Origin of the sequence: Citrobacter sp. Cpo089 (assembly GCF_030332695.1) — a bacterium.
GTDB classification, from domain to species: domain Bacteria; phylum Pseudomonadota; class Gammaproteobacteria; order Enterobacterales; family Enterobacteriaceae; genus Citrobacter; species Citrobacter portucalensis.
Genome location: NZ_JAOWHJ010000008.1, coordinates 1 through 16684, shown reverse-complemented (window position 1 = coordinate 16684; position 16684 = coordinate 1). Strand labels below are relative to the sequence as shown.

Below are 16684 nucleotides of genomic sequence, written 5' to 3'. Positions count from 1 at the left end.
AAATCGGTGGAGCTGCATGACAAAGTCATCGGGCATTATCTGAACATAAAACACTATCAATAAGTTGGAGTCATTACCTAGACATCAATACTAAGACCAGAACAGGCATGCCAATTAAAATCCACCATGCACGTAGCATGGAGCACTGAAAGCCAAAGCGCACATTGTTCAAAGAGGTCATTGCTGCGTGATAGCCCAGACTTTTCACCATCATGAAGGGAAGCGTCAGGATAAGTATCCAAGGTACAAAGACAATAGTCTCAGAGTGAGTCAATGCGAATTCGATAAAACTGAGAAGAACCATTATGACTGTTATGGCAATCCAACTTATAAATATATCTCTGCCTTTCGCATGGTAACCAAATCGGGCACCACGCAGCTCCATATTTTCAAAAATATAGCGGCGGCAACGGACGATTGCCCATGGCAGAAAGATGCCGCATGTTATCACTGATAAAATAACATTCACCAGACAAATAATAAAAAAGGATGAACCTTTTCCATGAAATATTAATGAGTGTGATTCCTGAGTTTTACTCGCGATAGGCATCAGTAAACATCCTTGTATTGATGTGAGTTTCAGTTTGCTGCAGAACGTTGTTAATAATACAGGGCTTTGTGATTGGAATAACTAAATGATGATTTTTTAAGAATAACGAACGCGCTTGAATTTATAAATAGAGAATGGTATTAATTTTGTATGTTTTTTATTGTGTATTATTTTTATGATGTATTGGTTTGCCATGTTGGCTACTTCCGGATGATTTAAAGGATAATAATGAACTGGGCACACGTTTTGTTGGCAGGTTATATCGGGGCGGTGATTGCTATCGTCGTCGGCATGTTTCGCAAAAAAGGCTGGCTGGGCAAGATCTCCGGCGCGGTGGTTTTTGTGCTGGCGATTATCGCGTGGAATCTGTTTGATGTGCACTACCTGATCCCACGCGAAAGCCCGGATTATGGTCTGACCGAAGAGCAGCAGTTTGAAAAGGCGATGCTCTCCAATCCGGCGTTTCAGGTGATTAAGGAGCAGGAACCTGAGCTGACACAAAAAATTATCAGCCAGGCAGCGCAGATGAAGAAAGCAGGGAGTAGCGAACAGCAGGTTATCGACGCGATACAACCACAAATTCTTCAGTTGCAAATGGCAAGATTGCAGCAGGCGCCAGATGCCAATGTCATTGAATATATGAAGATTAACCTTGAGCAGATCGCTGCTGTGGCCAAAATAGGTGATGACGAATGCTTCCGCTTTCTGTTTCCGGCAGTGAAAGGGGGGATTAACCCGGCACGTCTGGTTCCGCGTGAGATCATGAACCGTCGTATGGCGAGTGATATGAGTATGATGCGTGCTGCCTATGGTCCGAACAAACATACGGTCACGGCAGAAGAGAAACAGCTGGCGTTGCAGGATCTGCAAGCAATAAGCCCTGGGTTAGTACAGCGCTATGGGCCGGATATTCAGATCATAGCCGAACCGACTAAAGCGATCGGCAAAGAGAAAATTGCCTGTGAGATAGTGCAGGATCTCTGGTCACAGGTGCTGAAGCTGCCAACCGCCCGCGCGGCTGGCGTTATTCGACTGATGCTCTCAGCCGAGATGCAGTAACGTGGCTAAAGCCTCTCGGCGTAAGGTCAGAGGGGCTTTAACATCCGCACTTCACAATCCACGTGCCCGGTACAGCCCAGCGCTTCGCTGATATGCTCAAAGCCTAAATGCTCATACAGGCGGATTGCCTCAGTCAGAAACGCTGTGGTCTCCAAATAGCACTGTTTAAAACCCTGCTCGCGGGCATGTTCGAGCGCCATCAATGCCAGCTTTTTCGCCAGCCCCTGACCGCGCGCGCTCGACAGGAAGTACATCTTTTGCAGCTCGCAAATGCCTGGTTCACTACATCCTAACGGCGCAACGCCGCCGCCGCCCACGACTTCACCATTTTGCTCAACCACCCAGTAGGCCGCGCCCGGCTGGCTGTAAACCTGGAACAGTTCGTCCAGATTAGGGTCGGCAACGGTATAGCCCTTATCGGCGGTGAGCCCGTATTCAGCGGAAACTTTGCGGATAACACGGGCAATGGCGGCGTTATCATCGGCAGAAATTCGGCGCAGCGTTGCCGCGACGGAGGTAATGGCACTCATAGCGAACTCATGACATAAAAGTGAGACATATGCAGTTAATACCACTGCGGTGAGGGGAAGCGCAAGCGAGGATAATTCAATAAAAAGCCTCTGAGCATATGCGTCAGAGGCTTTATCGTCTGTGGTGTCGGATGCGCTACGCTTATCCGACCTACGATGACGGTGCCCGTTTGCCGGATAAGCGCAGCGCCATCCGGCAAACGTACAGGCACGATGATATTACAGCGCGGCGATGACCGCCTGCTGTTCAATCAGCTTCGCTTTGGCTTCTGCGTAACCGTCCAGCTTCTCACGCTCTTTGGCGATAACTGCTTCCGGTGCGCGGGCAACGAAACCTTCGTTGGAAAGTTTGCCTTCGATACGGGCAATCTCACCTTCGATTTTCGCTACTTCTTTTGCCAGACGCGCCAGCTCATCTTCTTTGTTGATGAGGCCAGCCATCGGGATCAGCAGCTCGGCGCCGTCGATGATTTTGGTCACGGAGACCGGGCCTTTGTCATCGGCTGGCAGCACGGTAATGCTTTCCAGACGTGCCAGGTTCAGCAGGAAGCTGCGGTTGTCGTTCACACGACGCATCGCATCAGCGCTGCAACCACGCAGCAGCAGCTCCAGCGGTTTGCCCGGGGCGATGTTCATTTCCGCACGGATGTTACGTACGGCGACGATCGCCTGCTTCAGCCATTCGGTATCGGCCAGCGCGGCTTCATCAACCTGTGCGGCGTTATATTCCGGGAACGGCTGCAGCATGATGGTATCTGCAGTGTTGCCACAAATCACTTTCACGCGCTGCCAGATGGTCTCGGTGATGAACGGAATGATTGGGTGCGCCAGGCGCAGCAGACCTTCCAGCACGGTAACCAGCGTATTGCGGGTGCCGCGCAGTTCAGACTCGGAACCGCCGTTCATGACCGGCTTGGTCAGCTCCAGATACCAGTCGCAGAACTGGTTCCAGGTGAACTCGTACAGAATGCCCGCGGCGATGTCGAAGCGGAAGTTATCCAGCGCTTCGCGGTACGCTTTGATGGTCTGGTTGAATTCAGCGAGGATCCAGCGATCCGCCAGCGACAGGGTCATTTCGCCGCCGTTGAAGCCGCAATCCTGATCTTCGGTGTTCATCAGCACGAAGCGGCTGGCGTTCCACAGCTTGTTACAGAAGTTACGGTAACCTTCCAGACGCTTCATGTCCCAGTTGATATCGCGCCCAGTAGAGGCCAGCGCTGCCAGGGTGAAACGCAAGGCGTCGGTGCCGTGCGGCTCGATGCCGTCCGGGAACTGCTTCTCGGTACGCTTGGCAATTTTCTCAGCCAGCTGCGGCTGCATCATGTTGCCGGTACGTTTTTCCAGCAGTTCTGCCAGAGAGATACCGTCGACCATATCCAGCGGGTCAATCACGTTGCCCTTGGATTTGGACATCTTCTGGCCTTCGTCGTCACGGATAAGACCGGTCATGTAGACGGTCTTGAACGGAACCTGCGGCTTGCCGTTTTCATCTTTGATGAAGTGCATGGTCATCATGATCATGCGGGCAATCCAGAAGAAGATAATGTCGAAGCCGGAAACCATCACGCTGGTTGGGTGGAACTGACGCAGTGCGTCGGTATTTTCCGGCCAGCCCAGCGTAGAGAAGGTCCACAGTGCAGAAGAGAACCAGGTATCGAGAACGTCTTCGTCCTGACGCAGCGCAACGTCGGCGCCGAGGTTGTTTTCCTGACGCACTTCGTCTTCGGTACGGCCAACGTAGACATTGCCGTCGTTGTCATACCATGCCGGGATACGGTGACCCCACCACAGCTGACGGGAAATACACCAGTCCTGAATATCACGCATCCAGGAGAAGTACATGTTTTCGTACTGCTTCGGTACGAACTGGATGTCGCCGTTCTCAACCGCTTCAACCGCCGGTTTTGCCAGCACGTCGGCACGGACGTACCACTGGTCGGTCAGCATCGGTTCGATAACCACGCCGCCACGGTCGCCGTAAGGTACGGTCAGGTCGTGCGGTTTAATTTCTTCCAGCAGGCCCAGCGCATCAACGGCGGCAACCACCGCTTTACGCGCAGCAAAACGTTCCAGCTTCTGGAACTCAGCCGGGATTTCATTGGAGTAAACGTCGGACTCTTCGCCTTTGGTGTCGTACACTTCCGCGGTTTCACGGATGTCACCGTCAAAGGTCAGAATGTTGATCATCGGCAGGCCGTGACGTTTCCCGACTTCGTAGTCGTTAAAGTCGTGTGCCGGGGTGATCTTCACGCAGCCGGTGCCTTTTTCCATGTCGGCGTGTTCATCACCGACGATCGGAATGCGGCGGTTAACCAGCGGCAGAACAACGAATTTGCCAATCAGATCTTTATAGCGCGGATCTTCCGGGTTCACAGCCACGCCGGTATCACCCAGTACGGTTTCCGGACGGGTGGTGGCGACGACCAGGTAATCTTTACCGTCTGCGGTTTTTGCGCCGTCAGCCAGCGGATAGCGGATGTGCCACATGGAGCCTTTAGACTCGCGGTTTTCCACTTCCAGATCAGAAATAGCGGTGCGCAGTTTCGGGTCCCAGTTGACCAGACGCTTGCCACGGTAGATCAGATCTTCTTTGTACAGGCGAACAAAGACTTCTTTCACGGCATTGGAAAGACCTTCGTCCATAGTGAAGCGCTCGCGCTCCCAGTCAACGGAGTTGCCGAGACGGCGCATCTGACGGGTAATGGTGCCGCCGGATTCCGCTTTCCACTGCCAGATTTTGTCGATAAACGCTTCGCGACCGTAGTCGTGACGGGTTTTACCTTCTTCAGCGGCAATCTTACGCTCAACCACCATCTGGGTAGCGATACCCGCGTGGTCGGTACCGGCCTGCCACAGGGTGTTTTTACCCTGCATGCGCTGGTAGCGAATCATGGTATCCATGATGGTTTGCTGGAAAGCATGACCCATATGCAAACTGCCGGTGACGTTCGGCGGCGGGATCATGATGCAGAAGGACTCTTTGCTTTCATCGCCGTTAGGTTTGAAATAGCCCTGCTTTTCCCAGTGCTCGTAAAGCGGCTGTTCGATATCTTGTGGGTTGTATGTCTTTTCCATTATTTCCAGGTTGCCGTATTCAGGTTAAAACCAGCCACGCGGTAAGCTTTGTAGCGATCGCGTGCCGATTGTTTCAAAGAATCTTCGTAAGGAACGAAGTCTATCACTTCTGTGAAAGCGGTGGCAAAATCTGCAAAGCCAACGCGCAAACTGATGAGCAGGTCGCGCGGGCTGCTATTGCGTTTCTCCGGCCAGGCAATCTCTACCGGCGCGCCGCCTCTGGGGCCTTCTCCCGCCAGATTATGCGGAACAAAACTTTCTGCCGGTCTCGCCCACAGAGCTTCATCCAGTCGAAGAGCCTGCTTTTCGTTTTCACAGGCGATCAGCACGCGCTTGCCAGCACGCCAACGTTCTGCGGCAATTTCACACACCAGTTGTTCAACGGCGCTTAAGCCATCGACGGTGTTGTCATTGTCCAGAATATAGAACGTTGCGTTTCTCATGATATGGGGCTTCTTGTTGTGGATTTAAATGCAAAGCCGGGTGGCGCTATGCTTACCCGGCCTACGGTTGAGTGATGTAGTCGGCCGGGTAAGTCGAAGCCGCCACCCGGCGTTTTACATCACTCTTCGCCGTTAAAACCGGCACGATTGAGCAGGAACTGCGACAGCAACGCGACCGGACGACCGGTTGCGCCTTTGGCTTTCCCTGAACGCCATGCGGTACCGGCGATATCCAGGTGAGCCCAGTTGTACTTACGGGTAAAGCGTGACAGGAAGCAGCCCGCGGTAATGGCACCGCCAGGACGTCCGCCGATGTTCGCCATATCCGCAAAGTTGGACTCTAACTGCTCCTGGTATTCATCACCCAACGGCAAACGCCACGCGCGGTCACCGGCCTGCTCGGACGCACCGATCAGCTCATGCGCCAGCGGGTTGTGGTTCGACATCAGGCCGGTGATGTGATGGCCCAGCGCAATCACGCACGCGCCGGTCAGGGTCGCGACGTCAATCACTGCTTCTGGCTCAAAGCGCTCGACGTAGGTTAACACGTCGCACAGCACCAGACGGCCTTCGGCATCCGTATTAAGCACTTCAACGGTCTGTCCAGACATGGTGGTCAGCACGTCGCCTGGGCGATACGCGCGGCCACCCGGCATGTTTTCACAGCCCGCCAGCACGCCGACAACGTTGATGGGGAGCTGAAGCTCGGCCACCATGCGCATCACGCCGTATACCGCTGCCGCGCCGCACATGTCGTATTTCATCTCATCCATGCCTTCGGCTGGTTTGATGGAGATACCGCCGGAGTCAAAGGTTAACCCTTTACCGACCAGCACGATCGGACGCGCGTCTTCGGACGGATTGCCTTTGTACTCGATGACCGACATCAGCGACTCGTTCTGCGAGCCGTGACCGACGGCCAGATAGGAGTGCATGCCCAGCTCTTTCATTTGTTGCTCGCCGATCACACGGGTCACAACATTTTTGCTGTAGCTGTCTGCCAGCTGGCGCGCCTGAGAGGCCAGGTAGGCGGCGTTACAGATGTTCGGCGGCATGTTGCCAAGATCTTTTGCCGCTTTAATGCCGGCGGCGATCGCCAGACCGTGTTGGATCGCACGCTCACCGCTGGTCAGCTCGCGGCGGGTCGGCACATTGAAGACCATTTTACGCAGCGGGCGACGTGGCTCGCTTTTGTTGGTCTTCAGTTGATCAAAGCTGTACAGCGTTTCCTGTGCCGTCTCAACGGCCTGGCGCACTTTCCAGTAGTTATTGCGCCCTTTGACGTGCAGCTCAGTCAGAAAGCAGACGGCTTCCATTGAGCCAGTATCATTCAGCGTATTGATGGTTTTCTGAATGACCTGCTTGTACTGGCGCTCATCAAGTTCGCGCTCTTTGCCACATCCAATGAGGAGAATTCGCTCAGACAGAACGTTAGGAACATGGTGCAGCAACAGGGTTTGACCCGGTTTGCCTTCCAGTTCGCCGCGACGCAGCAGTGCGCTGATGTACCCGTCGCTGATCTTGTCGAGCTGCTCTGCAATCGGAGAGAGGCGGCGTGGTTCAAAGACACCCACGACGATGCACGCACTCCGCTGTTTCTCCGGGCTACCGCTTTTTACACTGAACTCCATGCACTACGCTCCTGAATCTTAAAGACAACGGCGGTGGCTACGGATAGAATTGCAAGCTTTCGTAACTCATACCCGCTGTTGCGGTGACTTCGTGTTAATCTTAACGTTATTACGGCATTGGCACGTCAGAACAATTTCTGAGAGGTGGATCCGTTGAGTATAATGATCTTAGCGACGATTTCGACGACTCAAGAGAATAAATGACGTTTAAGCCATGAAACAAGCTAAATTCCGGCAAAAGACGGGTTTTTACGGGCGTATTTAAAGTGATAATCATAAGATATCTGGTTCGGGAAACGCTCAAAAGCCAACTTGCGATCCTATTCATCCTGCTTTTGATCTTCTTTTGTCAAAAGTTGGTCAGGATCCTTGGTGCGGCGGTTGACGGTGATATCCCGGCAAATCTGGTGCTCTCGCTGCTGGGGCTGGGCGTGCCAGAAATGGCGCAACTTATCTTGCCCTTAAGCCTGTTCCTCGGGCTGTTGATGACGCTGGGCAAACTGTATACCGAAAGCGAAATTACGGTCATGCACGCCTGCGGGCTGAGCAAGGCAGTGCTGGTGAAAGCTGCGATGGTGCTGGCGCTGTTTACCAGTATTATTGCGGCGGTCAACGTGATGTGGGCCGGGCCGTGGTCCTCCAGACATCAGGACGAAGTCCTGGCGGAGGCGAAAGCGAACCCCGGTATGGCGGCGCTTGCTCAGGGGCAATTCCAGCAGGCGACCAACGGCAGTTCGGTGCTGTTTATCGAAAGCGTTGACGGCAGCAACTTCAAAGACGTGTTCCTCGCGCAAATCCGCCCGAAAGGCAACGCTCGTCCTTCGGTCGTCGTAGCCGATTCCGGACATCTTACCCAGATGCGCGATGGCTCTCAGGTTGTGACGCTGAACCAGGGCACGCGCTTTGAAGGTACCGCGCTGCTGCGCGATTTCCGCATTACCGACTTCCAGGATTATCAGGCGATTATCGGTCATCAGGCCGTGGCACTGGATCCAAACGATACCGACCAGATGAACATGCGTACGCTGTGGACGACCGACACCGATCGTGCCCGCGCGGAGCTGACCTGGCGTATCACGTTAGTATTCACCGTATTTATGATGGCACTGATGGTCGTACCGCTGAGCGTGGTGAACCCGCGTCAAGGTCGCGTGCTGTCGATGCTGCCAGCAATGCTGCTCTATTTGCTGTTCTTCCTGGTTCAGACGTCGCTGAAGTCGAACGGCGGTAAAGGTAAGCTGGATCCGGTGTTCTGGATGTGGACGGTTAACCTGGCGTATCTGGCGTTGGCGATTGTGCTTAACCTCTGGGATACGGTGCCGATGCGCCGATTGCGTGCCCGTTTTATGCGTAAAGGAGCGGTATAATGCAGCCTTTTGGTGTACTTGACCGCTATATCGGTAAAACCATTTTCACCACCATCATGATGACGCTGTTCATGCTGGTGTCGCTCTCCGGGATCATCAAGTTTGTCGACCAGCTGAAAAAAGCCGGGCAGGGGAGCTACGATGCGATGGGCGCCGGGCTGTATACCCTGCTCAGTGCGCCGAAAGATATCCAGATCTTCTTCCCGATGGCGGCGCTGCTGGGGGCATTGCTGGGGTTGGGCATGCTGGCCCAGCGTAGTGAACTGGTGGTGATGCAGGCTTCTGGCTTTACCCGTATGCAGGTGGCGTTGTCGGTGATGAAAACCGCGATTCCGCTGGTGCTGCTCACGATGGCTATCGGCGAATGGGTCGCGCCACAAGGCGAACAGATGGCGCGTAACTACCGTGCGCAGCAGATGTACGGCGGCTCGCTGCTTTCTACTCAGCAGGGTTTGTGGGCGAAAGACGGTGACAGCTTTGTCTACATCGAGCGAGTGAAAGGCGAGGCCGAGCTGGGCGGGATTAGCATCTACTCGTTTAACGACAAGCGCCGTCTGCAGTCCGTTCGCTATGCCGCAAGCGCGACATTTGACCCGGAGCAGAAGGTCTGGCGTTTGTCGCAGGTGGATGAATCCAACCTGACCGATCCGAAGCAAATCACCGGCTCGCAAACGGTGAGCGGCACCTGGAAAACCAACCTGACACCCGACAAGCTCGGCGTTGTGGCGTTGGATCCTGACGCGCTGTCGATTAGCGGTCTGCATAACTACGTGAAGTACCTGAAGTCGAGCGGCCAGGATGCCGGACGCTACCAGCTCAATATGTGGAGCAAGGTCTTCCAGCCGCTGTCTGTAGCGGTCATGATGCTGATGGCGCTGTCATTTATCTTTGGTCCGCTGCGTAGCGTCCCGATGGGCGTGCGCGTGGTGACAGGGATTAGCTTTGGCTTTGTGTTCTATGTGCTGGACCAAATCTTTGGCCCGCTGACGCTGGTGTACGGCATTCCGCCGATTATCGGTGCGCTGCTGCCAAGCGCCAGCTTCTTCCTGATAAGCCTGTGGCTGATGCTACGTAAGTCGTAATCACAGTAATCGTAGGCCTGATGGCATTGTGCTTTTCAGGCCTACTCCGGACCCGTAGGCCGGATAAGGCGTTTCCGCCGCCATCCGGCAACGTAACACGGGGCTAGCGTTTTCTCCCGCCCATCAAACTCCCCAACATGCCGCGAATTATCTGATTGGTAACCTGTCGCGCCGCGCTTTTCGCCACGCTCTGCACTACGCCATCGCGTTTACCGCCGCGCGGTCCGGTGCTGCCAAACAGAATATCCTTCAACCCACCGAGAATACCGCCATCCACATCGACAGCTTTACCGTTGGCAGGAGGTGTATTTTGCTGCTCGGTACTGGCCTGCACGCCTTGCTGCAAACGTTCATAGGCGGACTCGCGGTCGATCTCTTCTTCATATTTACCGTACAGAGAAGAGTGATTAATCAGCCCGTTGCGCTCGTCGTCCGTCACCGGTCCCATCCGTGAGTATGGCGCAATCACCATCGCCCGTTCAACCACCGACGGGCTGCCTTTGGCGTCCAGAAACGACACCAGCGCCTCACCAGTTCCCAGCTCCTGAATGGCTTTTTCGGTATCAAATGCCGGGTTGGCGCGCATGGTTTGCGCCGCGCTTTTCACCGCTTTCTGGTCTTTCGGCGTGAACGCGCGCAGGGCGTGCTGCACGCGGTTCCCCAACTGACCAAGCACGTTGTCCGGAATATCCGACGGGTTTTGCGAGACGAACCACACGCCGACCCCTTTCGAGCGGATCAGGCGGATCACCTGCTCGATTTTATCCAGCAGCACCTGCGGGGCATCGTTGAACAGCAGGTGCGCTTCATCGAAGAAGAACACCAGTTTTGGCTTCTCCAGATCGCCCGCTTCCGGCAATTGTTCGTACAGTTCGGAGAGCATCCACAGCAGGCTGGCAGCGTACAGTTTGGGCATCTGGTAGAGCTTCTCGGCGCTGAGGATGTTGATCATCCCTTTGCCGCTGGCGTCGGTACGCATCCAGTCTTTGATGTCCAGCATCGGTTCGCCAAAGAAGTGTGCCGCGCCCTGTTGATCCAGCGACAGCAGCCCGCGCTGGATAGCCCCGACCGAGGCGCTACTGATATTGCCGTACTGATTCTGGAAGGATTTAGCGTTATCGCCAATGTACTGGGTGATAGCCCGCAGGTCTTTGAAATCGAGCAGCAGCAATCCCTGGTCATCGGCAATACGGAAGATAATATCCAGCACACCGGACTGCACGTCGTTGAGGTTCAGCAGACGGGCCAGCAGCAGCGGTCCGAGGTCAGATACAGTAGCCCGCACGGGATGACCTTTTTCGCCGAAGATATCCCACACGGTGACCGGATTAGCATGCGGTTGCCAGTCGGTAATGCCGATGTTTTTCAGGCGGGTGAGCAGCTTTTCAGAGGCTTGTCCTTCCTCGGCTACACCGGTTAAGTCACCTTTCACATCGGCCATAAATACCGGCACGCCAATCTCGGACAACGATTCGGCCAGCTTCTGTAGCGTGACGGTTTTACCGGTCCCGGTCGCGCCGGTAATCAGCCCGTGACGGTTGGCCATGCCTGGCAGTAAAAACAGTTCGGTGTCCGGCGTGCGGGCAATTAGCTGGGGTGCGCTCATTGAGATTTCCTCCATTTATCCTGCCTGGAGTATAGGCAACCGTGACGTACTCTTCACCGCTAAATTGCGGAGATTGTGAGGAGAATTTAACCTGTCTGGAATAGCGGGGAGAATAGCCGGGAAGCTTACGCCACCCGGCAAAGACGATCAGAAGTCGGCTTTAAGCACTACGCGGTAGCGGGCTTTGCCGTCACGCACGTGCTGGATAGCTTCGTTAATTTGCGACATCGGGTACAGTTCGGTGGTGGGCGACACCTTGCTGCGCCCGGCAAACTTCATCAGCTTGCGCAGTTCGAACGGCGTACCGGTCGCCGAACCGGAGATGCTGCGATCGCCGGCAATTAAGGTGAACGCCGGAACCGACAGCGGCTTCAGCACCGCACCGACGGTATGGAAGTTACCGCCGTAGGCCAGCGCTTCAAAATAGGGCTGCCAGTCGAGATCGACGTTAACCGTGTTAATAATGAGATCGAACTGGCCCGCCAGCGCTTTTAGCGCATCCGGATCGCGGCTGTTGACCACTTTATTCGCCCCCATTGCCAGCACTTCCTGCTCTTTCGCCGGATTGGAGCTGAACGCGGTCACTTCACAGCCCATCGCGTGTAACAGCTTAATGGCGATATGCCCCAGGCCGCCGATGCCGATCACCCCGACGCGGCTGGTGGCGGTGATATGGTGCATCAGCAGCGGTTTGAACACCGTGATGCCGCCGCACAGTAATGGGCCAGCGGCCGCAAGATCGATACTCTCCGGCAACGGGATCACCCACTGCCAGTCGGCCCGCAGCTTCTCGGCAAAGCCACCGCGATTGAGTATCGTGGGAACAGACCCTTCAAGGCAGTTGATCTGATTACCGCTGATACAGGCGTCGCAATGCCCGCAGCTGCGCGCCGTCCAGCCAACGCCGACGCGCTGACCAACTTTCAGGCCCTTATCCTGCGCCGCGCTGCCGAGCGCCGCCACGCGACCAATCACCTCATGCCCGGCAACCAGCGGATACTGAGAGAATCCCCATTCGTTGTCGATCATCGACAAATCGGAATGGCAGATACCGCAGTAATCGACCTGGACTTCTACATCTTCCGGCTTAAGCTCGCCCGCATCATATTCATAGAGTTCGAGTTCGCTGCCCGCCGCTTTTGCAGCGTAGCTTTTTATCATCGACATCGTGTTTCCCTCAGTGTGGTGTTGAACTGGAAGTGTAGAGCATGGGGAAACGGGACGCTTCGCAGAAGGGGGGGATTAAGGCGGTTATTGCGTGGGCTAAACCGTGATGTTGATTGCAGGTACGAAAGGTAATGCTGAAATTTTCAACACTTAGCGAGCCAGACACACGCTGGCGCTTGCATGGTGGCGCATGACAGGTATAATCCACAACGTTTTCCGCATCCCTTCCGTGCCGGAGTGGCGAAATCGGTAGACGCAGTTGATTCAAAATCAACCGTAGAAATACGTGCCGGTTCGAGTCCGGCCTTCGGCACCATTAGTACTTCTAAGACCATCCGAGAAAGTCCACAAAACCATTTAAAATCAACGTTTTCAGCGATTTTATGTCCTAAATCGTCCGAGGCTGTCCGTTGAAATCCGGATGTCATTGGGGGCATAATTGGGGGCATCTTAACTTCGATTAGAAATGTGCCCCCAAATGAAGCTCAACGCCAGACAGGTCGAGACCGCAAAGCCAAAAGACAAAACCTATAAAATGGCCGATGGCGGCGGTTTGTATCTTGAGGTTTCGGCCAAAGGTTCTAAATACTGGCGCATGAAATACCGACGCCCCTCAGACAAAAAAGAGGATCGCCTCGCTTTTGGTGTTTGGCCTACCGTGACTCTCGCTCAGGCTAGGGCAAAGCGCGATGAAGCCAAAAAGCTGTTAGTGCAGGGCATTGACCCAAAAGCCGAGCAGAAAGAAGCTCAGGCGGAGAATTCGGGGGCATATACTTTCGAAACTATCGCTCGTGAATGGCATGCCAGTAACAAGCGCTGGAGCGAAGACCATCGATCGCGCGTTCTCCGTTATCTCGAGCTTTATATCTTTCCGCATATTGGCACGTCAGATATTCGCCAGCTCAAAACCAGTCATTTGTTAGCTCCGATTAAAAAAGTTGATGCCACGGGTAAGCACGATGTTGCGCAGCGCCTGCAACAACGCGTTACGGCCATTATGCGTTATGCCGTACAGAACGATTACATTGACTCAAACCCGGCCAGTGATATGGCTGGCGCGTTATCAACAACCAAATCGCGGCATTACCCGGCATTACCTTCCAGCCGCTTCCCTGAATTCCTTGCTCGTCTTGCGGCATACCGTGGCCGTGTAATGACACGGATTGCAGTTGAGCTATCGTTGCTGACCTTTGTTCGTTCAAGTGAGTTGCGTTTTGCGCGCTGGGATGAGTTCAATTTCGAGAAAGCTATATGGCGCATACCGGCAAAGCGGGAGGAAATTAAAGGCGTACGTTATTCTTACCGTGGCATGAAGATGAAAGAGGAGCATATCGTTCCTCTCAGCCGGCAGGCTATGGCATTGTTAGAACAGCTCAAACAGATCAGTGGTGATAAAGAACTCCTATTTCCGGGGGATCATGATGCAACAAAGGTTATGAGTGAAAACACCGTAAACAGTGCACTGCGTGCGATGGGATACGACACTAAAACTGAAGTTTGCGGACATGGTTTTAGAACGATGGCTCGTGGTGCGTTGGGAGAGTCGGGGCTCTGGAGCGATGATGCTATTGAGCGCCAGTTGAGTCATTCTGAAAGAAATAATGTCCGCGCTGCGTATATTCATACTTCTGAGCATTTGGATGAGCGTCGCTTAATGGTGCAGTGGTGGGCCGATTATTTAATGTCTAACATTGAAAAGCATATTACGCCATTCGAGTTTGCTAAACTGAATGTTCCATTAAAAAATAGGGTCTAAAAGGCCCTATTGTTTTTATTTTTTCCAAACGTTACGGTAACCTGGAGAATCGGACTCTGGTGGATAAGTCGGCTGTGCTATTTGAATTGTCATAGGGATGGGGAAATCTACTCCTACAAGCGCAACTTCACCTTGCTTTAAGCTTGGTAAAAATGAAGCTGCTGATTTATCTATTTCACCACATGCTCTTTCTACTACATCTCGATCTCTATCGTTTGTTAATCTATGTACTAGTAACGTACCAATTTGACTTAAAACACCCTCGGTTATATCTCTAGGCCTTTGAGTTGTTAGACAAATATTTAGGCCATATTTTCTTCCTTCCTTTGCAATCATCTCGAAGGCATCAAGCTTAATAGAATGGTCTTCTGATCCAACCCTTTTACCCAAGAAGTTATGAGCCTCGTCAACGATGACTAGAAGTGGCTTTTCTCTGAATTTTTCAAGCCTAGCGAGAGTTAATAATTTTCTACCAATTACATTGGCTAATATTTCTCTCGCAAAAAATTCATAGCTAACATCGCTTAGGCATAAACGAAGAACTCTTTTATTTGAACTTAAAAAGTCTTCTAATATATCTCCCAGTTTTGCGACGTTTTCATCTCCATGAAAAACCGCTTTCAGTGAGCTTGCATATGTTACGGCTTGTATTCTGGTTAAAAGAGAAGAACAATAGCTCAAATCTTGCGTGGCTGCATTACCCCATGAGTCGTCGCCATTATCAAAACAGCACTCCTGAACTATCTGAGGAATTAATTTAGTTATATCAAATGGTTGAGAAGGATTATCAACTAGTTTTGAATTATTACCAGTATTCATTGAGCGACGATAATCAGTTTTAGGTTGTTTTATTTTCTTTAGAATACCATTGGTTGCAATAGTAGGGTCGATCGCAACTAATCTTAAACTTTTAATCGCTTCCTTCAGTTTTGGTCCCTGAACTTTACCTGAAGGATCAAACATAGCGATAAAATCTGATTCCATAAAATCAGTTGGGGGTATTCTAAATTCTAAAGAACCATTGGCTTTATTAATAGGTGAACCTAAATGATAATGGTAACAATCCTCAGAGTTAAATGATCTATATTCACTTGTGGCATCGAGAATTATAGTCTTTGAATTATTATAATTTGCACATTCTTCTAATATTTTTGCAGTTGTCCAGCTTTTCCCCCCACCTGTAGCTCCTAGTATTGCGCAGTGGCGGCCAAATAGTTTATCTGGCTCAACAGTAACAATGCTTGTTGAACCTCCTGATATATTACCTAATACTATACCTATTCGGTTTTCACCATCATCACTTAAGCTTCTGTTTATTAGCTCGGGTATTAATGAAATGAAATCCAACGGTGCAGAATATACTCTATCACCTAATCGAGGGTAACATTTTATCCCCGAGTCGACACGAAAACTCGAGGCATCAATTGTGCCAAGAAGTTGTATAGTTCCAATTGCATCAACTTTTCTATTTCCCTGAGACTCAACTGATATTTCTCCTCTTTCGCGTTCAGGTAATTTGACCTCAATCAGTCTGCCTAAAACGATAGATTGTTGTCCTTCAATTAATAAAATCTCACCGACTTCTCCTTTCCCATAACGATTTCCATCAATGTAGGCACCGCTAACTTCACCAGCATATACTAAATTAACCCTTGCCATTTGGGCAAAAATAGATGAAATAACTCCAACTTTCAACGCACTTCTTAAAATACCGTTTTGTAAAAGTGAGCTATTCATTTTAGTTGTTTCCTCCTACTTGCTTGATAGCTTTTGCTAACTGTTCTGCAGGTGTCAATGCTCTTAAATTGGGTATTAAATTAACGAAATCTTTGAATGATGCATTCAAAAAATGAATATCATACCCCGATAATGAAAGATCTTTAAGTAAACTCCAATATTTACTAGACCCATTCTCACCATTGTTGTTTATATGTGTGGCGCATTTAAAATCCACCACAATTAATCTCATGCTAGGATTAGACTTTATTGCTGAATAAATAGGTTCTGAAAGATGGTCATCATTAAATCCAAAGCCAGAAATAATAAGGCAGCTATTCTTTTTTCTGAGGAAATCAAGAAATCTTGAAAGCAATTCAAGATGTGGTTGAATAAAAGCTTGTTGATATTTACCTTTCGCTGGATATATCAAACAGGCATTTGTTGCTGATGGGTTTTGATTTTCGTATATTTGTCCGTCTTTTCTTATCCAGCTAACAGAACCATGTAATTTGAATAAGTTGAATACTCCATCTATGAATTCATGTTCATTTTCATCTCTATGAACTACATCATAATTAAAATATTTACCATCGAACCTTCTTACGCCTGTATAGGAAAGTCGGTGATGCTGCCAACTTACTGATTTAGTGTATGATGGTGTTTTTGAGGTGCTCCAGTGGCTTCTGTTTCTATCAGCTG

15 protein-coding genes and 1 tRNA gene are annotated in these 16684 nt (G+C 51.6%); 7 read left to right on the top strand and 9 right to left on the bottom strand.

Annotated features, from left to right (window positions below):
• A partial coding sequence (locus OGX92_RS01670) for an IS1 family transposase (RefSeq protein ID WP_071603212.1) occupies positions 1-63 on the top strand: 63 nt, incomplete at its 5' end.
• A gap of 10 nt (positions 64-73) precedes the next feature.
• Here the strand turns inward: OGX92_RS01670 and OGX92_RS01665 are convergent.
• Entirely contained in the window at positions 74-550 is a 477-nt protein-coding gene (locus OGX92_RS01665) for a DUF898 family protein (protein ID WP_286586172.1), read from the bottom strand.
• A gap of 228 nt (positions 551-778) precedes the next feature.
• On the opposite strand from OGX92_RS01665, the gene OGX92_RS01660 reads away from it, so the two are divergent.
• Positions 779-1609, top strand: coding sequence for a topoisomerase II (locus OGX92_RS01660; protein ID WP_286586171.1), 831 nt, complete (start codon positions 779-781; stop codon positions 1607-1609).
• 26 nt (positions 1610-1635) lie between these two features.
• Here the strand turns inward: OGX92_RS01660 and OGX92_RS01655 are convergent, their stop codons facing one another.
• From OGX92_RS01655 to pepA, 4 genes are all read right to left on the bottom strand, one after another.
• Entirely contained in the window at positions 1636-2139 is a 504-nt protein-coding gene (locus OGX92_RS01655; protein ID WP_003830259.1) for a GNAT family N-acetyltransferase, read from the bottom strand.
• A gap of 219 nt (positions 2140-2358) precedes the next feature.
• Positions 2359-5214, bottom strand: a complete 2856-nt coding sequence (locus OGX92_RS01650; RefSeq protein ID WP_008786064.1) for a valine--tRNA ligase — start codon at positions 5212-5214, stop codon at positions 2359-2361.
• Positions 5214-5657, bottom strand: coding sequence for a DNA polymerase III subunit chi (holC, locus tag OGX92_RS01645; RefSeq protein WP_003830256.1), 444 nt, complete (start codon positions 5655-5657; stop codon positions 5214-5216). Before holC ends, OGX92_RS01650 begins: the two co-directional genes overlap by 1 nt.
• A gap of 119 nt (positions 5658-5776) precedes the next feature.
• A complete protein-coding gene (gene pepA / locus OGX92_RS01640; RefSeq protein ID WP_003025870.1) occupies positions 5777-7288 on the bottom strand; it encodes a leucyl aminopeptidase in 1512 nt (503 codons plus the stop codon).
• 153 nt (positions 7289-7441) lie between these two features.
• On the opposite strand from pepA, the gene OGX92_RS01635 reads away from it, so the two are divergent.
• The 3 genes from OGX92_RS01635 to lptG all read left to right on the top strand — a co-directional run bounded on the left by OGX92_RS01635 (position 7442) and on the right by lptG (position 9737).
• The gene (locus tag OGX92_RS01635; protein WP_212723231.1) at positions 7442-7492 is read left to right on the top strand and encodes a hypothetical protein; all 51 of its coding nucleotides are present in this window, start codon (positions 7442-7444) and stop codon (positions 7490-7492) included.
• Positions 7493-7554: 62 nt separating this feature from the next.
• Positions 7555-8655: an LPS export ABC transporter permease LptF gene (gene lptF / locus OGX92_RS01630; protein ID WP_032942200.1), complete on the top strand. Its 1101-nt coding sequence runs from the start codon at positions 7555-7557 to the stop codon at positions 8653-8655.
• A complete protein-coding gene (lptG, locus tag OGX92_RS01625; RefSeq protein WP_003025875.1) occupies positions 8655-9737 on the top strand; it encodes an LPS export ABC transporter permease LptG in 1083 nt (360 codons plus the stop codon). Before lptF ends, lptG begins: the two co-directional genes overlap by 1 nt.
• Positions 9738-9840: 103 nt before the next feature.
• Here lptG and OGX92_RS01620 read toward each other — a convergent pair whose 3' ends face one another.
• Complete coding sequence (locus OGX92_RS01620; protein WP_286586170.1) at positions 9841-11343, bottom strand: helicase HerA-like C-terminal domain-containing protein; 1503 nt, start codon at positions 11341-11343, stop codon at positions 9841-9843.
• A 147-nt stretch (positions 11344-11490) separates the two neighbouring features.
• Positions 11491-12510 carry an NADPH-dependent aldehyde reductase Ahr gene (ahr, locus tag OGX92_RS01615; protein WP_191235821.1) on the bottom strand — a complete coding sequence of 340 codons (1020 nt, stop codon included), beginning with the start codon at positions 12508-12510 and terminating at the stop codon, positions 11491-11493.
• A 231-nt stretch (positions 12511-12741) separates the two neighbouring features.
• Between ahr and OGX92_RS01610 the strand changes: the two genes are divergently transcribed.
• Together OGX92_RS01610 and OGX92_RS01605 are read left to right on the top strand one after the other, a co-directional pair.
• Positions 12742-12826, top strand: a tRNA-Leu gene (locus OGX92_RS01610).
• A 162-nt stretch (positions 12827-12988) separates the two neighbouring features.
• On the top strand, positions 12989-14266 hold the full coding sequence (locus tag OGX92_RS01605; protein WP_286586168.1) for a tyrosine-type recombinase/integrase: 1278 nt from the start codon (positions 12989-12991) through the stop codon (positions 14264-14266).
• 15 nt (positions 14267-14281) lie between these two features.
• Here the strand turns inward: OGX92_RS01605 and OGX92_RS01600 are convergent, their stop codons facing one another.
• Entirely contained in the window at positions 14282-16003 is a 1722-nt protein-coding gene (locus OGX92_RS01600; protein WP_053887949.1) for an ATP-binding protein, read from the bottom strand.
• Between the two features lies 1 nt (position 16004).
• Positions 16005-16684 (bottom strand): SIR2 family protein (locus tag OGX92_RS01595; RefSeq protein ID WP_286586167.1); only part of this gene is annotated, 680 nt, incomplete at its 5' end.